Raw genomic sequence first — 14,007 nt, forward strand, 5'->3', positions numbered from 1 at the left:
CCGCCGGGCGCGAACGCTCTGGGCTGCGGGCGCGCGCTCTGTTAGCGTCGACACCATGACCGCCCTGCTCGAGCTGATCGGACGCGCCACCGCGTCCGTCGTCGGCTCGCTGGGCGCGGGCTCCTTCGGCGCAGGCGGCGGCACCGCCGGGCTCGTGGCGCTGGCCGGCGTGGCCGGAGCCCTGGGCCTCGTCGCCGTCCTCGCCGCTGCGGCCGTGCGGTCGGTGGCCGCCCTGGCCGCCTCGTTGCGCCTGCGCGCGGTGTGGTCGCGTCCCATCGAGCCGGCCGCGGGCTGGCTCGCCGAGGGGCCGTCCGACCCCGACGCCGACGGTCGACCGCGCCCCCGAGCGCCGGGCGCGCCCCTGCCGGTCGCGTAGCCGCCGATCCCGCGTTCGCGGGAGGTGGTGGATGCGACCAGACGCGTCCACTCTTCCGTCGAAACGCAGGGACCACTCACACTCATGGACTTCTTCTCCTGGCCGCCGATCGCGGCCGTCCTCGACGGGGCCTACGGCCTCGTCACCGCCCTCTCCGCTACCGTCGAGCCCGTCGTCGGCACGCTCGCCGGCCTCGTCGCCGTCGCGATGCTGACGGTGCTCGTCCGCGTCCTCCTCATCCCGGTCGGCATCAGCCAGGTGCGCGCCGAGTACAGTCGCCGTCGGCTCGCGCCGCACCTGGCCGAGCTGCAGCGCAGGCACAAGGGCGACCGCGAGACGCTGACCCGCAAGACGATGGAGCTGTACCAGGCCGAGCAGGTGTCGCCCTTCGCCGGGATGCTACCGCTGCTCGCGCAGATCCCGGTCATCACACTCGTCTATGCGGTCTTCACCCACGCCACCATCGCCGGGCACGCCAACGCGCTGCTCACCGAGCACGCGTTCGGAGCGCCGCTCGGCACCAGCTTCGTCGGACTGACCGGCGCGGGTGCGGGCGTCTGGCCGGCGATGCTCGTCTACCTCGGCGTGCTGGCGCTGATCGCGATCGTGACCACGGTGTCCCGGCGCGTGCTGACGCTGCCGCAGCCAGAGGGGGCCCAGACGCCCGTCGGGATGCTGCGCGCGCTGTCGTTCCTGCCGTACGTGACCGTGGTGTTCGCGGCGTTCGTGCCGCTGGCGGCGGCGGTCTACATCCTCACCTCCACCGCGTGGACGGTCGCCGAGCGGTGGACGCTGCGCCGGCTCCTCGACCCGGCGCGCCGGGCGGGCGGGACGGCGACGCCGACCACGTCGCACTGACAGGCGGCGGCCCGGCCGCATCCAGCCCCCGCAGATGCACGGATGGGAGCATGGACGCATGTGGAAGCGCAGCGCGAAGGACGACCGCACCCCTTCGGCACCGGCCGCGGACGCGCCGGGCCTCGGCGTCGGCGTGCAGGTGTACGTGCGTGAGCACGACCAGCCGTCGTCGGACGACTGGGTCGGCGAGCCGACCGGCGTCATCGTGGCGCCCGGCGACCGCAGCCTGCGCAACGTCTACGGGCCGCTCGACGGGCTGACCACCTGGACGGTCGCCTTCTTCGAGCCGCAGCGCCGTCGTGACGGCCGCGGTCCGTACGAGCGTGCGGTCATCCCTGCGGCGCTGCTCGTGGCTGAGGAGCCCTACCCCGGCTGAACCGGTTCGGCACCCTCTACCTCCTGTCGGACGGCGAACTTACAATGTCGGCATGTTCGTCGAGGGCACCCTTCGATGGCAGGTCACGGAAGACTGCCCGTGGGACCTGCTGATGGCCCTCGCCATCCGCGACCTCGCCGGGCTCGCCGGGCGCGCGCATCCGGCGCTGCCCGCCCTGCAGCCGGCGGTCGCGTCCGTGCTCTCGCGTCCGTCCGCACAGGGGGACGGACGGACGCGGACACGGCACGCGCCCCTCGCCGGCTCCGCCGCGACCGCTCCGGACGCACTGGCCGAGCAGTGGCAGGCGTGGTTCGAGGTGGCCTCCGACCGCCACCGTCGACTCTCGGGGCCCCTGCTGCATCCGCCCCACTTCGAGGCGTTCGACCGCGCCATCGACCTGCAGGATGCGATCATCGCGCACTACGCCGTGGCGGCGGCGTGGGCGGATGCGCGCCATGCCGAGTACACCGCCACCAGCCTCGAGCAGCACGCCCGCCGCGCCGCCGACATCGTCGAGGTGGTCCGGGAGCGGGAGCACGAGCTGCGGCGGCAGGCGGGCTACTTCCGGCTGGACATCGACGTGCTCCCGCTCGCGGAGAAGGGGGCCTGGATCGTCGGCCCGCACACCGTGGCCCTCAGCGCGTCGCTGCGGGACGACTCCGTCGCCTTCCGGGACTGGCTCCGCCCCCTGGTCGCCGCCCTGGTCTGACCCCGCGAAGTGCAGGTCGTTGCGCAGCTGCACGGCGTGTCGCGCGCAACTACCTGCACTTCGCGGGTGGGTCTTACGCGGGGCGCTTGGCGGGGGAGACGGTGAGGGAGGGGTCGGTCTCGGCGACGTCCCCGACGGCCTCGTCGATGCGCGCGAGCACGTCGCCGGAGAGGCGGATGCCCGCGGCCTCGGCGTTCGACTTCACCTGCTCCGGACGCGACGCGCCGACGATCGCGCCGGCGACGTTCGGGTTCTGCAGCACCCAGGCCACGGCGAGCTGCGCCATGGTGATGCCGAGCTCGTCCGCGATCGGCTGCAGGCGCTGCACCGCCGTGAGCACGTCGTCCTTCATGAAGCTCTGGATGGCGCCGGCGCCGCCCTTCTCGTCGGTGGCACGGCTGCCCTCGGGCAGCGGAGCGCCCGGCTTGTACTTGCCGGTCAGAACGCCCTGGGCCACCGGCGACCAGACGATCTGCGAGATGCCCAGCTCGGCCGAGGTCGGCACGACCTTCTTCTCGATGACGCGCCACAGCATGGAGTACTGCGGCTGGTTCGAGATGAGCTGGATGCCGAGGTCCTTCGCGAGCGCGTGTCCCGCGCGCAGCTGGTCGGCCGTCCACTCGCTGACGCCGATGTACAGCGCCTTGCCCTGGCGGACGACGTCGGCGAACGCCTGCATGGTCTCCTCGAGCGGCGTCTCCGAGTCGTAGCGGTGCGCCTGGTAGAGGTCGACGTAGTCGGTGCCGAGGCGCTGCAGGGAGCCGTCGATGGACTCGAGGATGTGCTTGCGCGACAGCCCGACGTCGTTGTGACCCTTCGGGCCGGTGGGCCAGTAGACCTTGGTGAAGATCTCGAGGGACTGGCGGCGCTCGCTCGCGAGGGCGTCGCCGAGCACCTGCTCCGCGACGGTGTTGGCGTAGGCGTCCGCCGTGTCGAAGGTGGTGATGCCGGCGTCGAGCGCCGCGCGCACCGACTGGGTCGCGGTGTCGTTCTCGACCTGGGAGCCGTGGGTGAGCCAGTTGCCGTAGATGATCTCGGAGATCTTGAGTCCGCTGTTGCCGAGGTACCTGAATTCCATGGCTTCACCGTATCCCGATCCGCCGACGCGGACGCAGCCGCTGTCGGCGGCAGGTGAGAAGCTGGAGGGGTGGGACGAGCGGACGGCAGCGAGCGGCAGGTGAGCGCGGCCGACGTCGACGACTCGGAGGCCGGCATCCTCCACGTCGACATGGATGCGTTCTTCGCGTCCGTCGAGCTCCTGGAGCGCCCGGATGCCCGCGGCAAGCCCGCGATCGTCGGGCACGCGGGCGGCCGCGGGGTCGTCACGAGCGCCACCTACGAGGCGCGCCGGTACGGCGTCCGCAGCGCGATGCCGATGTCGCAGGCGCTGCGGCTCTGCCCGAACGCCATCATCCTGCCGCCGCACTACGAGCGTTACACGGAGTATTCGCGCAAGGTGATGGACATCTTCCACGAGGTGACGCCGCTGGTCGAGCCGCTGAGCATCGACGAGGCGTTCCTCGACGTGTCGGGGAGCAGGCGGCTGCTCGGTTCTCCGCGGCGCATCGCCGAGCTGATCCGCACCCGCGTGCTGGAGGAGACGGGACTGACCTGCTCGGTCGGGGTCGCGGCGACCAAGTTCATGGCCAAGCTGGCCTCGGGACGCGCGAAGCCGGACGGTCTGCTCGTCATCCCGAAGGCCGAGACGCTGAGCTTCCTCCGGCCGCTGCCGGTCGGGGCGTTGTGGGGCGTCGGCGCGAGCACCCAGTCCTCGCTGGAGCGGATGGGGCTGCTCACCGTCGCCGACCTCGCGGACGCGCCGCTGCACGTCCTGCAGAAGGCCGTCGGCGACGCCAGCGGGCGCCGCCTGCACGACCTCGCGAACGGCCGGGATGCGCGCCGCGTGATCACCGAATCGCGCGAGAAGAGCATCGGCCACGAGAACACGTTCGGCACCGACGTCGGCGATCTCGACACCCTGCGGCGCGAGTTCCTGCGGCTCTCCGGCCGGGTGGGAGAGCGGCTGCGCAAGCACGGGATGGTGGCCCGCACGGTCGCGATCAAGGTCCGCTTCTCCGACTTCCGGACCATCACGCGCTCCCGGACACTGGCCGAGCCCACGAACGTCGGCCGCCGGCTGTTCGAGGAGGCGTGGGATGTGTTCGACGCCCTCGGTCTCGACGTCCGGCAGACGCCGTTGCGCCTGATCGGCGTGCGCGCCGAGCAGCTGCTCGACGCGGGAGGCGACGCGCTCGCGCTGTGGGATCCGGACGAGGAGTGGCGCGAGACCGAGCGGACGCTCGATGCGGTGAGCGCACGGTTCGGGCGCGGGATGATCGGCCCGGCGTCGCTCGTGCGCCGGTCGAAGGACGCCGACGACGAGGAGCGCGACGGCCGCAATCCCAAGTACGTCAGCGACTGATCCGAACCTGTTGCCGCAGGCCTGCGAGCGCTACCGTGGCCGCATGACGAACTTCTCGCTGAAACTCGCCGAGACCGTGACCGGTTCCGGCATCAAGTCGGTCTACGGCGAGCCCGTCGTGGTCGACGGGACGACCATCGTGCCGGTAGCGGCCGTGCAGTTCGGGTTCGGCGCGGGCGGCGCCGGCGACGAGAACGCGCCGGGCGGCGCGGGCGGCGGCGGGATCGCCGTCCCCTTCGGCGCGTACGTCTCCGACGAGCTGGGGCTCCGTTTCCGCCCGAACATCATCACGCTCATCGTCGTCGCGATCCCGTTCGTGTTCGTGACGGGTTTCGCGTGGTCCCGCGTCATCCGCGCGCTGAAGAAGTAGCCGCGCTGACGACGTAGAACCCCTTCGGCGGGGCTACACTGGGTCCCGAACACGGGAGTCCGGTGTAGCCGGGCTGAGAGGAGACTTCTCCAAGTCTCGACCGTCGAACCTGATCTGGGTCATGCCAGCGCAGGGAGGCCATCTCATTCATCCCGTGCCCTGTTCCATTCGACTGAAAGGGCACGAACAGTGCACGCAACTCTTCTCTCCACGGGCGCGCGCCCGCGCACCTTCCGCTGGCGGGTCGTCGACATCGTCGTCGCCAGCGTCGTGGCCGTCGCCTCCGGCGTCGTCTTCTGGGTCTGGGGCATCCTCCAGAACCCGATCTCCGGCCCGGTCGGCGCCGTGCTGCCCGGCTTCCAGGGAATCCTGAACGGGCCGTGGCTCTTCGCCGGGGTGCTCGTCGCCCTCATCGTCCGCAAGCCGGGCGCCGCACTCTACGGCGAACTGGTGGCGGCGATCGTCTCAGCCCTGATCGGGACGCAGTGGGGCTTCGCGACGCTGCTCTCCGGTGTCGTGCAGGGGCTGGGCGCGGAGATCGTCTTCGCCCTGTTCCTCTACGCGAACTGGCGCCTGGTGCCGGCGGTGCTCGCCGGTGCGGGCGCGGGGCTCGCCGAGTCGATCCTCGACCTCCTCTACTGGTACCCGGGCTCGAAGGCAGGGTTCGCCATCACGTACACGATCACGACGACGATCTCGGGCGCGGTCATCGCCGGTCTGGGCTCGTGGCTGTTGGTGCGCGCGCTCGCCAAGACGGGAGCGCTGAGCCGCTTCGCCGCGGGCCGGGAGTCGCGGAAGGCCGTCCGGGTCTGACGAACGTGATCACGGGACAGCCGGCCCCGGTCGCCGTTCGGGTCGACGGCTGGGGCTGGCGCTACTCGGGGCGCACCGCCTGGGCGGCGCGGGGCATCGACCTGGCGATCGAGCCGGGCGAGCGCGTGCTGCTGCTGGGCGCGTCCGGTGCGGGCAAGAGCACACTTCTGGCCGGGCTGGCCGGCGTGCTCGGCGGCGATGACGACGGGGAGCCGGAAGGCGCGCTCGCGATCGGCGGCCGGTCGCCGGCCGAGGCGCGCGGGACGGCCGGGCTGCTGCTCCAGGACCCGGACGCGCAGGTCATCCTCGCCCGGGTCGGCGACGACGTCGCCTTCGCCGGCGAGAACCTGGGCGTGCCCCGCGACGAGCTGTGGGCGCGCGTACGCCACGCGCTCGACGCCGTCGGTCTCGACGTGCCGCTCGACCGTCCGACGGCGCAGCTCTCGGGCGGTCAGAAGCAGCGGCTGGCGCTGGCCGGCCTGCTCGCGATGCGCCCAGGGCTGCTGCTGCTCGACGAGCCCACGGCCAACCTCGACCCCGAGGGGGTGCTGGAGGTCCGGGACGCGGTGCGCGCGGCGCTCGACGCGACCGGCGCCACGCTCGTGGTCGTCGAGCACCGGGTGGCCGTGTGGCGGGACCTGGTGACGCGGGTGGTCGTGCTCGGCGCGGACGGGGGAGTGCTGGCCGACGGCGACCCCGATACGGTGCTGCGGGATGTCGCCGGCGAGCTGCGTCGGGCGGGCGTCTGGCTGCCCGGCACGCCGGTCCCGGAGGCACCCGTCGTATCGGAGGGGGCGCCCCTGCTTACCGGGCGGTCGCTCGCGTTCGGGCGCGGGCCCGCCGTGACGCGCGGCCGCCGACGAGGCCGTGCGCGCGCGGGCGACGCGGCGGTCGTGGTCGGGCATCCCGTCGACGTGGACCTGCGCGAGGGGTCTGCGCTCGCCCTTACCGGACGCAACGGCGCAGGCAAGTCGACGCTCGCGCTGACGCTCGGCGGTCTCCTCCCGCCGGTGGCCGGCTCGTTGACCGCGGAGGCGACCCTCGCCGCCGGCGCTGCATCCGATCCCACCGCGTGGCGGTCCCGCGAACTGCTCACCCGCATCGGGAGCGTCTTCCAGAACCCGGAGCACCAGTTCATCGCGTCCACGGTCCGCGAGGAGCTGGCCGCCGGTCCGCGCGCCCTCCGGTTGGCGGAGACGGAGGTGTCGGCGCGGGTGGAGGATCTGCTCGCCCGGCTGGCGCTGGAATCCGTCGCCGAGGCGAACCCGTTCACCCTCTCCGGCGGTCAGAAGCGCCGACTCTCGGTGGGCACCGCGCTCGCCACGCGCCCGCGCCTCCTGGTGCTGGACGAGCCCACCTTCGGTCAGGATGCACGCACGTGGGAGGGCCTGGTCGCTCTCCTGGCGGAGCTCCGGGCCGACGGCCACGCCGTGGTCGCCGCCACTCACGACGCGGAGTTCGTAGCCGCGGTGGGCGCGTCGTCCCTCCGCTTGGACGCGGCGGAGGTCGCCGCATGACGCTCGTGCAGCCGGTGCGGACCGGTCCGCTCGCCACCCTCAACCCGGTGGCGAAGCTGGGTGCCGCCCTCATCGTCACCCTCGCGCTGCTGCTCTCGATCGACCCGGTGTCCGCCGGCGTGGCGCTGGGCCTGGAACTGGTGCTCCTGCTGTTCTCGGGTCTGTCGCTGCGCACGATCGTCACGCGCACGGCCCCGGTCTGGGTCGCGGCGCCGCTCGCCGGGCTCACCACGCTGCTCTACGGCCAGACCTCCGGGACGGTCTACGTGCAGTGGTGGGCCGTGGAGATCAGCGACGGGTCGATCGCGCTGGCGTGGGCGACCGCCCTGCGGGTGCTGGCGATCGGCATCCCGGCCGTGCTGCTCTTCGTCACGATCGACCCGACCGACCTCGCCGACGGCCTCGGCCAGCTGCTGCGATTGCCCGCCCGCTTCGTGATCGGCGCGCTGGCCGGCCTCCGGTTGATCGGGCTGTTCGCGGAGGACTGGCGTGCGCTCACGCTCGCCCGCCGCGCCCGCGGGGTGGCCGAGTCGGGCGCGCTCCGTCGTTTCGCCGGCCAGGCGTTCGCGCTCTTCGTGCTGTCACTGCGGCGCGGGACCAAGCTCGCGACGGCGATGGAGGCGCGGGGCTTCGGGGCGCACACGCGGCGGACCTGGGCACGACCCTCCGTGTTCCGCGCCCGCGACTGGGCGACCCTCGCCGTCGCGCTCCTCGTGGCAGGAGTCGCCGTCGGAGCCGCCGTCACCCTCGGGACGTGGAATGCCCCCTTCAGCTGAACCCCTCGAGGGCGGCGCGGCCCTGGACGCGCTCGAAGCGGCCGTGGTGTCCTCGGTCGCAGCCGCCAAAGGCGGCGGACGAACCCCGGTCATCCTGATCGACGGGCCGAGCGGAGCGGGCAAGAGCTCGCTCGCCGACCGCCTGCTCGCCCGATGGCCGGCCGAGGGCGTGCCGCGGCTAGTGAGGATGGACGACCTCTATCCCGGTTGGGACGGCCTCGACGCCGGCAGCACCGCTCTGGGCCGGAACCTTCTCGAACCGCTCCGCGCCACCGGCCGGGGCGCCTGGGAACGGTGGGACTGGGAGCGGCACCGGGCCGCCGAACTCCACACCGTCACCGGAGGCGAGCCGCTGGTGGTCGAGGGATGCGGCACCCTCTCCCGCGAGAACGCCTCGCTCGCCGACCTCACCGTCTGGCTCCACGCCGACGACGCGTTGCGCAAACGCCGCGCTCTCGCCCGCGACGGCGAGACCTTCGCCGTCGAGTGGGACCGCTGGCAGGCGCAGTTCGAGCGCTTCGTGGAGCGCGAGCACCCCGTCCAGCTCGCCCGTCTCGTCCTCGACGTGACGGCCGCGGGCCTCGCGGAACCCCGACCAGGGACTACGGTGGAGGCATGACCGACGCACGACAGGACCCCGAATACATCGTCGAGTACGCCGACGGCCCGCTCGTAGGGCAGACCGACCGCCGCTTCCTGGTCGACGGCCAGGTGGACGAGCGCATCGGCGTGATCGCCGCCGTCGAGGGCCTGGAGTCCACGTTCTGGTACGTGGCCGGCGAGCAGCGTCACTCCGGCGACGACCTGCTGGTGGAGTACCACTTCGACCAGCCTGACTCCGACCCGGTCGAGGCGGACAAGGAAGACGAGTCGATCTTCGGCTACGGCGCCTGACGTAGCTTCACGCCCAGCCGAGCTCGTGGAGCCGGTCGTCGTCGATGCCGTAGTAGTGCGCGATCTCGTGCACCAGCGTGATGTGGATCTCGTCGCGCAGCTCGTCTTCGTCGGCGCTGATCGCGAGCAGCGGCTCCCGGTACAGGATGATGCGGTCCGGCATCTCGCCGAACCCGTACGCGTCCCGCTCGGTGAGGGCGACACCGTCGTACAGGCCGAGGAGGTCGAGCGAGCCGTCCTCTGGGCGGTCCTCGACCACGAACACGACGTTGTCGAGGCCGTCGACCATCTCGTCCGGCAGCTGGTCGAGCTCGTCGGTGACCAGCGCCTCGAAGGCCTCCGCGCCGAGCGACAGGCTCACGGCCGGTTCACCAGGCCTCGGCGACCGCGGCGTGCAGGTCGAGTAGGGGAGCAGTGCGCTCGCTCGGCCCGCGGCCGAAGCCGCACTCGGTGCCCACGCCGAACGACGTGATCGCGGTCGCGGCGGCCGCGGCACGGCGCTGCGCGCCCTCCACGCCGTCCTCGTGATGGATGAGTCCGAGGTACAGCTCCGTGCCCTCCGGCACCGCGACCGACGCGAGCGGCGCGAAGTACGCGGCGTCGTCGCGCTCGATCGGCACCGGGAGGTGCACCCAGGTCACCGGACGCGGCGCCTGCGCCAGGATGCCGCCGAGGACGTCCGCGAGGTGGCCGGCATCGCTGGGCTGCACGAAGTGCTGCTCCTCGACGTCGCCGTAGCAGAGGTGGTAGCCGACCTGCACGTCGGCGGGGACGGCCGCGGCCTGCCGGGCGGCGCGCTCCAGCACGCCGGCGAGCACGTCGTCGCCGAACCACGACGGCATGCGGCCCTCGAGGAGCGCGAACTCGACGGCCGTGTCCCACTGGATCGCGAGGTCGTCGTGCGGGATGCCGTCCAGGATGCGCTGAAGCTCGCCGAAGAGCGCCCGCTCGTAGGCGGGTTCGAGCGCGGCGCGGTCCTCCGGGACGACGAACGGGCCGATGACCCCGGCCGGCGTCGGCAGCGAGACCTGGAACCGCGTCCCCGGCGCGATCGCGCCCTCGTCGCGCAGCCGTCGGAACGTCCCGTACGAGGCGAGCGCGGCATCGGCGTAGCCGAGGTTGGGGAAGACGAGCTCGTCGGCGGAGACGCCCTCGTCGAGGCGGAACGGCCGTCCGTCGAACACCCCGCGCAGGAGGTGCGGTTCACCGGGGATGCGCGAGAGGCCGCGCACCTCATCCAGCCGCTTCGTCTGGAACTGCACCCAGTAGAAGCGCTCACCGACCTCGCCGTCGGGGATGCGGCGCAGCTGCGGCCCGAGGTGGGAGCTGACGGTGCGGAGCACGGTCTCGGCGTCCGGCAGGTTGACGCTGCCGACGAGGTGTGCGCCGCGGATGGTGGGGGAAGCGCTGGGGGTGGTCACCCGCGCGAGTCTACCGGCGGAGCCGAGGCGGCTCCGCCGGCAGGCTCAGGCGGATCAATACCAGTTGAAGGACTCCGAGTGGCCCCAGGCGCCGCACGGCGTGCCGTAGCCGCGGGCGATGTAGTCGAGGCCCCACTTGATCTGCGTGGTGGCGTTGCTCGCCCAGTCGGTGCCGAACGAGGCCATCTTGCTGCCAGGCAGTGCCTGCGGGATGCCCGTGGCGCCGCTGCCGGAGTTGGAGGCCTGGTAGTTCCAGCCGGACTCGCGCTGCCAGAGCCGGTCGAGGCAGCTGAACTGGTCGGCGCCCCAGCCGTACTGGCTGGAGGCGAGGCTCGCGGCGGTCGCCTTGGCGCCCTCAACCGTGTTGGCGTTGGCCTGCGCGGCGGCAGCGGCGGCCGCGGCAGCAGCGGCGGCGGCAGCGACCTGGCGGTCGTGCTCGGCGCCGGCCACGGCCAGCGCGTTGGAGGCGACCTGCGTCTTGCCGATCGAGTCGATGAGCTTGTCGTCGGTCAGCTTCGTGAAGTCGCTGAGGCCGGCGATCGCGGTCTTGGCGGCGGACGCGTCCACCTTGGTCTCGTTGGCGGCGACGGTGCTCTGGGCGCCGGCGAGCGTGGTCTTCGCCTCGCGCTCGAGGCGGTCGCGCACGATCGAGCCGTACACGCCGAGCTGTTCGTGGCGCATCCCGGTGGACGCGCTGAGCGCGCGGGTCTCGCGCTCGCTGGCCTGCTGCTGGGCGACCGCGGGGGCGATCAGGCTGGCGCTCATGATCAGGGTGGCGGCGCCGGTGACGATGCGGGTGAAGGGGACGGGGCTGTTCTTGACGGTCTTGCGAAGAGTGCTGAGCATTGTGTTCCTGGATCGGGCTTCCCCGTCTGCGCACGAACGCCGACTCGGCGCGTGCGGGACCGCCGTTTGTTCGGGGGCGGTCCTGCGGGCTGGCTGCCGCGAGCATGCGCGGAAGCGCCTCGTGGACCCGTGGTCCGGAAGGCGCGGCATGCGGCGCGGGTGTGCCGGGCGTGGGAAGGCCAGTGCATCCAGGAGCGGGCGCGGGGGCGCCTCAGGGTTGGGGGTGGGGGCTGGATGCCGCCTGCGCGGCACGGACGGCATATCGGTTGCCGTCGTTATGAGACCCTAGGCGTCGATTCTGGACGGTTGGGGCACGGAACCTGGCAAAGTCGTGTACGCGTCACCGATCCGCGGAGCCCTGAGCGGCCGGTTCCGTCGCCTCCTGAGCCTCTACCTGGGCCTCCGCCGCGTCCATCCGCCGGTCGGTGATCCAGAACATGGGGATGAGCTGCAGGAGCACGAGAGCGCCCATGATGACGAACACCCACTGCACCCCGAGAAGCTGCCCGAGAAGGCCGCCGGCCGCCGCCCCGAGCGGCATCGTCCCCCAGGCGAGCAGCCGGTAGGCGCTGTTCAATCGGCCCAGCAGGCGGGTCGGTGTGATGCGCTGCCGCAGGGACACGGTGATGACGTTCCAGATGGACACGGTGATGCCGCCCAGCAGCATCCCGGCGCCGATGATGAACGGATTCGCAGTGAAGCCCGGCGTCGCGACGGTGAGAAGCGACCCGACGATCGTGAGCGCCAGCGCCCGCGAGCGCCCGAGCCACCGCTCGGCGGGCTCGGCGAGGAACGTGCCGAGCACGCTGCCGATGGCCGAGAACGTGAGCAGGAGCCCGTACGCGGGATCCGAGAGCTTCATGACCGAATTCGGGCCGGCGGCGTAGAGCACGAACACCGTGAACACGGCCGAGCTCGCGAAGTTGAAGACGCCCACCATGATCGCGAGCGTGCGCAGCAGCGTGCTGCGGCCCAGGAAGCGCAGGCCCTCGGCGATGTCGGCGCGGATGGTCGTGGACCCGGTGCGCTCGGTCGTGAAGCGCCCGCGCACGAGCAGCAGCACGCCGATCGCGGCGACCCACAGCAGCGCGGGCGTCCCGAAGGCGAAGCCCACGCCGATGGCCACCAGGAAGCCGCCCAGCGGCGGCCCGACGAACTCGTTGGCGGTGAGCTCCGCGGCGTAGAGCCGGCCGTTGGCCCGCGACAGGCGGTCGCGCTGCACGAGCTGGGGGAGGATCGACTGCGAGGACGTGTCGTAGACCGTCTCGGCGATCCCGATGCAGAGCGCGGCGGCGTACAGCAGCCAGATCGACCCTCCGCCCAGGACGGTGACGACCGTGAGGCAGGCGAGGAACAGTGCGCGGGCGCTGTTCGCCACGAGCATCAAGCGGCGGCGGTCGATCCGGTCCGCGAGGGCGCCTGCGGTCAGGGCGAAGAGCAGCCAGGGGAGGGTGAACGCGAAGCCCAGCCCGGCGATCAGGGCGGGGGAGTCGGTGTAGCGGATCGCGACGAGCGGAAGCACGACCTTCATCGCGCCGTCGGCCAGGTTCGAGAGGCCGGCCGAGGTCCACAGCTTCCAGTAGCGCGCCCCGAGGCCGTTCGTACTCATGGCGCCAGCCTGGCACACCGATTGAGAAAACTCAATCGCATGGAAGAATCCCAATCACAAGCTACGATCGTCCCATGAGCGATGAGAGCCCGCCGGACCCCGACGCGAAGCGCCGGCCCGCGACGCCGCAGGAGCTGAAGGCGATGTCGCACCCGCTGCGGGTGCGCATCCTGCGCCTCTGCGGGGACGGCGAGCTCACGAACAAGCAGCTCGCCGACCGGCTGGGGGTGGATGCGGGCACCGTCTACTACCACGTGCGCCAGTTGGTCGACGCGGGCTTCCTGGAGCCGGCCGCGGTGCGGACGGGGAGTCCGGCGCCCTGGAGAAGCCGTACCGCTCGACCGGCAAGAGCTGGTGGCTGTCCGCGCCGCTGGAAGATCTCGACCTTTCGCACGGGCTCGCTCCGGTGGAGGCGTTCCAGCAGGAGCTCGCCGAGGCCGGACCCGCGTCCATCGCGACCTACGCGCGATTCTCGCTGCACCTGTCGCCGGAGGACCTGGCCGAGCTCGACCGGCGGATCGTCGCGGTGCTCGACGAGTACGTCGAGACCGACGCCGAACGGTCACACCTGCCGGCGCACGGCGGCATCTTCCTGCTGCATCGCGCGCCCGGCGCCGCCGACTAGCCGCTCAGAGCGCCTTCGCCGCAGCCGACAGCACCTGCGCGAGGGTCGGAACACCCTCCGCGCGGAACACCTCCGAGCCGTCGGCGCCCGTGACGATCACGGTCGGCGTCGAGCGGATGCCGTCGCGCTCCGCCTCCTGCAGGTTGCGCGCCACATCCCGCTCGGTCACCCGGATGCGCGGTGCGAGCCGGGAGGCCTCCGCCAGGACCGCCCGCGTCTGCATGCACGGTTCGCAGAAGGCCGACGTGTAGAGCGTGAGCTGCGCGTCCCGGGTGTCCGCCGGGTCAACGGCCGGTGTCGTATCCACACCGTCAGTGTACGTCCGGCGAAATCGCGGCGACGATCGCGCGGAACCCGGCGTCCGCGCACGCGCCCGGCGCCTCCGCCGGTCGAAG

The 14,007-nt window shown here is 72.3% G+C and carries 18 protein-coding genes, 1 pseudogene and 1 riboswitch; of the genes and pseudogenes, 13 read left to right on the forward strand and 6 right to left on the reverse strand.

Annotated elements, in window-relative coordinates; translation table 11 throughout:
- The first annotated feature begins 55 nt into the window (after positions 1–55).
- The 4 genes from ACRAWB_RS04810 (at position 56) to ACRAWB_RS04825 (ending at position 2,319) form a co-directional block, all read left to right on the forward strand.
- Positions 56–376, forward strand: a complete 321-nt coding sequence (locus tag ACRAWB_RS04810; protein WP_431352288.1) for a DUF6412 domain-containing protein — start codon at positions 56–58, stop codon at positions 374–376.
- Between the two features lie 84 nt (positions 377–460).
- The gene (locus ACRAWB_RS04815; RefSeq protein WP_431352289.1) at positions 461–1,234 is read left to right on the forward strand and encodes a YidC/Oxa1 family membrane protein insertase; all 774 of its coding nucleotides are present in this window, start codon (positions 461–463) and stop codon (positions 1,232–1,234) included.
- Positions 1,235–1,292: 58 nt separating this feature from the next.
- Complete coding sequence (locus tag ACRAWB_RS04820) at positions 1,293–1,610, forward strand: hypothetical protein (RefSeq protein WP_431352290.1); 318 nt, start codon at positions 1,293–1,295, stop codon at positions 1,608–1,610.
- Positions 1,611–1,662: 52 nt separating this feature from the next.
- Positions 1,663–2,319: a hypothetical protein gene (locus ACRAWB_RS04825; RefSeq protein ID WP_431352291.1), complete on the forward strand. Its 657-nt coding sequence runs from the start codon at positions 1,663–1,665 to the stop codon at positions 2,317–2,319.
- 73 nt (positions 2,320–2,392) lie between these two features.
- On the opposite strand, the gene ACRAWB_RS04830 is transcribed toward ACRAWB_RS04825, so the two are convergent.
- Positions 2,393–3,397 (reverse strand): aldo/keto reductase family protein, encoded by a 1,005-nt coding sequence (locus tag ACRAWB_RS04830; RefSeq protein ID WP_431352292.1) that lies wholly within the window; start codon positions 3,395–3,397, stop codon positions 2,393–2,395.
- Between the two features lie 69 nt (positions 3,398–3,466).
- On the opposite strand from ACRAWB_RS04830, the gene ACRAWB_RS04835 reads away from it, so the two are divergent.
- The 7 genes from ACRAWB_RS04835 to ACRAWB_RS04865 all read left to right on the forward strand — a co-directional run bounded on the left by ACRAWB_RS04835 (position 3,467) and on the right by ACRAWB_RS04865 (position 9,111).
- On the forward strand, positions 3,467–4,741 hold the full coding sequence (locus tag ACRAWB_RS04835) for a DNA polymerase IV (RefSeq protein WP_431352293.1): 1,275 nt from the start codon (positions 3,467–3,469) through the stop codon (positions 4,739–4,741).
- 43 nt (positions 4,742–4,784) lie between these two features.
- On the forward strand, positions 4,785–5,111 hold the full coding sequence (locus ACRAWB_RS04840; RefSeq protein ID WP_431352294.1) for a spore germination protein GerW family protein: 327 nt from the start codon (positions 4,785–4,787) through the stop codon (positions 5,109–5,111).
- A 41-nt stretch (positions 5,112–5,152) separates the two neighbouring features.
- Positions 5,153–5,264: riboswitch (TPP riboswitch) on the forward strand.
- A gap of 36 nt (positions 5,265–5,300) precedes the next feature.
- Positions 5,301–5,924 carry an ECF transporter S component gene (locus tag ACRAWB_RS04845; protein WP_431352295.1) on the forward strand — a complete coding sequence of 208 codons (624 nt, stop codon included), beginning with the start codon at positions 5,301–5,303 and terminating at the stop codon, positions 5,922–5,924.
- A gap of 5 nt (positions 5,925–5,929) precedes the next feature.
- Complete coding sequence (locus tag ACRAWB_RS04850; RefSeq protein ID WP_431352296.1) at positions 5,930–7,441, forward strand: ABC transporter ATP-binding protein; 1,512 nt, start codon at positions 5,930–5,932, stop codon at positions 7,439–7,441.
- Entirely contained in the window at positions 7,438–8,217 is a 780-nt protein-coding gene (locus ACRAWB_RS04855; RefSeq protein ID WP_431352297.1) for an energy-coupling factor transporter transmembrane component T family protein, read from the forward strand. Before ACRAWB_RS04850 ends, ACRAWB_RS04855 begins: the two co-directional genes overlap by 4 nt.
- Positions 8,201–8,836, forward strand: a complete 636-nt coding sequence (locus tag ACRAWB_RS04860) for an ATP-binding protein (RefSeq protein WP_431352298.1) — start codon at positions 8,201–8,203, stop codon at positions 8,834–8,836. Before ACRAWB_RS04855 ends, ACRAWB_RS04860 begins: the two co-directional genes overlap by 17 nt.
- Positions 8,833–9,111, forward strand: a complete 279-nt coding sequence (locus tag ACRAWB_RS04865) for a hypothetical protein (protein ID WP_431352299.1) — start codon at positions 8,833–8,835, stop codon at positions 9,109–9,111. Before ACRAWB_RS04860 ends, ACRAWB_RS04865 begins: the two co-directional genes overlap by 4 nt.
- A 7-nt stretch (positions 9,112–9,118) precedes the next feature.
- On the opposite strand, the gene ACRAWB_RS04870 is transcribed toward ACRAWB_RS04865, so the two are convergent.
- From ACRAWB_RS04870 to ACRAWB_RS04885, 4 genes are all read right to left on the reverse strand, one after another.
- A complete protein-coding gene (locus tag ACRAWB_RS04870; RefSeq protein WP_431198315.1) occupies positions 9,119–9,400 on the reverse strand; it encodes a metallopeptidase family protein in 282 nt (93 codons plus the stop codon).
- Positions 9,401–9,479: 79 nt separating this feature from the next.
- Positions 9,480–10,532, reverse strand: a complete 1,053-nt coding sequence (locus tag ACRAWB_RS04875; protein WP_431352300.1) for a hypothetical protein — start codon at positions 10,530–10,532, stop codon at positions 9,480–9,482.
- Between the two features lie 54 nt (positions 10,533–10,586).
- Positions 10,587–11,378 carry a hypothetical protein gene (locus ACRAWB_RS04880; protein ID WP_431352301.1) on the reverse strand — a complete coding sequence of 264 codons (792 nt, stop codon included), beginning with the start codon at positions 11,376–11,378 and terminating at the stop codon, positions 10,587–10,589.
- A gap of 340 nt (positions 11,379–11,718) precedes the next feature.
- Positions 11,719–12,987 (reverse strand): MFS transporter, encoded by a 1,269-nt coding sequence (locus ACRAWB_RS04885; protein WP_431352302.1) that lies wholly within the window; start codon positions 12,985–12,987, stop codon positions 11,719–11,721.
- 143 nt (positions 12,988–13,130) lie between these two features.
- Between ACRAWB_RS04885 and ACRAWB_RS04890 the strand changes: the two are divergent.
- Together ACRAWB_RS04890 and ACRAWB_RS04895 are read left to right on the forward strand one after the other, a co-directional pair.
- Positions 13,131–13,226 (forward strand): annotated as a pseudogene (locus ACRAWB_RS04890) (helix-turn-helix domain-containing protein); the annotation flags it as partial.
- Positions 13,227–13,393: 167 nt separating this feature from the next.
- Positions 13,394–13,612, forward strand: coding sequence for a hypothetical protein (locus ACRAWB_RS04895; RefSeq protein WP_431352303.1), 219 nt, complete (start codon positions 13,394–13,396; stop codon positions 13,610–13,612).
- Between the two features lie 4 nt (positions 13,613–13,616).
- Here the strand turns inward: ACRAWB_RS04895 and ACRAWB_RS04900 are convergent, their stop codons facing one another.
- Positions 13,617–13,919, reverse strand: coding sequence for a thioredoxin family protein (locus ACRAWB_RS04900; protein WP_431352304.1), 303 nt, complete (start codon positions 13,917–13,919; stop codon positions 13,617–13,619).
- Positions 13,920–14,007 lie beyond the last annotated feature (88 nt).

Origin of the sequence: Leifsonia poae (assembly GCF_050632865.1) — a bacterium.
Taxonomy (GTDB): Bacteria; Actinomycetota; Actinomycetes; order Actinomycetales; family Microbacteriaceae; genus Leifsonia; species Leifsonia poae_B.

Coding starts and splice junctions, on each gene's coding strand:
- ACRAWB_RS04810 (WP_431352288.1), top strand. CDS start 56: ATGACCGCCCTGCTCGAGCTGATCGGACGCGCCACCGCGTCCGTCGTC.
- ACRAWB_RS04815 (WP_431352289.1), top strand. CDS start 461: ATGGACTTCTTCTCCTGGCCGCCGATCGCGGCCGTCCTCGACGGGGCC.
- ACRAWB_RS04820 (WP_431352290.1), top strand. CDS start 1,293: ATGTGGAAGCGCAGCGCGAAGGACGACCGCACCCCTTCGGCACCGGCC.
- ACRAWB_RS04825 (WP_431352291.1), top strand. CDS start 1,663: ATGTTCGTCGAGGGCACCCTTCGATGGCAGGTCACGGAAGACTGCCCG.
- ACRAWB_RS04830 (WP_431352292.1), bottom strand. CDS start 3,397: ATGGAATTCAGGTACCTCGGCAACAGCGGACTCAAGATCTCCGAGATC.
- ACRAWB_RS04840 (WP_431352294.1), top strand. CDS start 4,785: ATGACGAACTTCTCGCTGAAACTCGCCGAGACCGTGACCGGTTCCGGC.
- ACRAWB_RS04855 (WP_431352297.1), top strand. CDS start 7,438: ATGACGCTCGTGCAGCCGGTGCGGACCGGTCCGCTCGCCACCCTCAAC.
- ACRAWB_RS04860 (WP_431352298.1), top strand. CDS start 8,201: ATGCCCCCTTCAGCTGAACCCCTCGAGGGCGGCGCGGCCCTGGACGCG.
- ACRAWB_RS04865 (WP_431352299.1), top strand. CDS start 8,833: ATGACCGACGCACGACAGGACCCCGAATACATCGTCGAGTACGCCGAC.
- ACRAWB_RS04870 (WP_431198315.1), bottom strand. CDS start 9,400: ATGGTCGACGGCCTCGACAACGTCGTGTTCGTGGTCGAGGACCGCCCA.
- ACRAWB_RS04880 (WP_431352301.1), bottom strand. CDS start 11,378: ATGCTCAGCACTCTTCGCAAGACCGTCAAGAACAGCCCCGTCCCCTTC.
- ACRAWB_RS04885 (WP_431352302.1), bottom strand. CDS start 12,987: ATGAGTACGAACGGCCTCGGGGCGCGCTACTGGAAGCTGTGGACCTCG.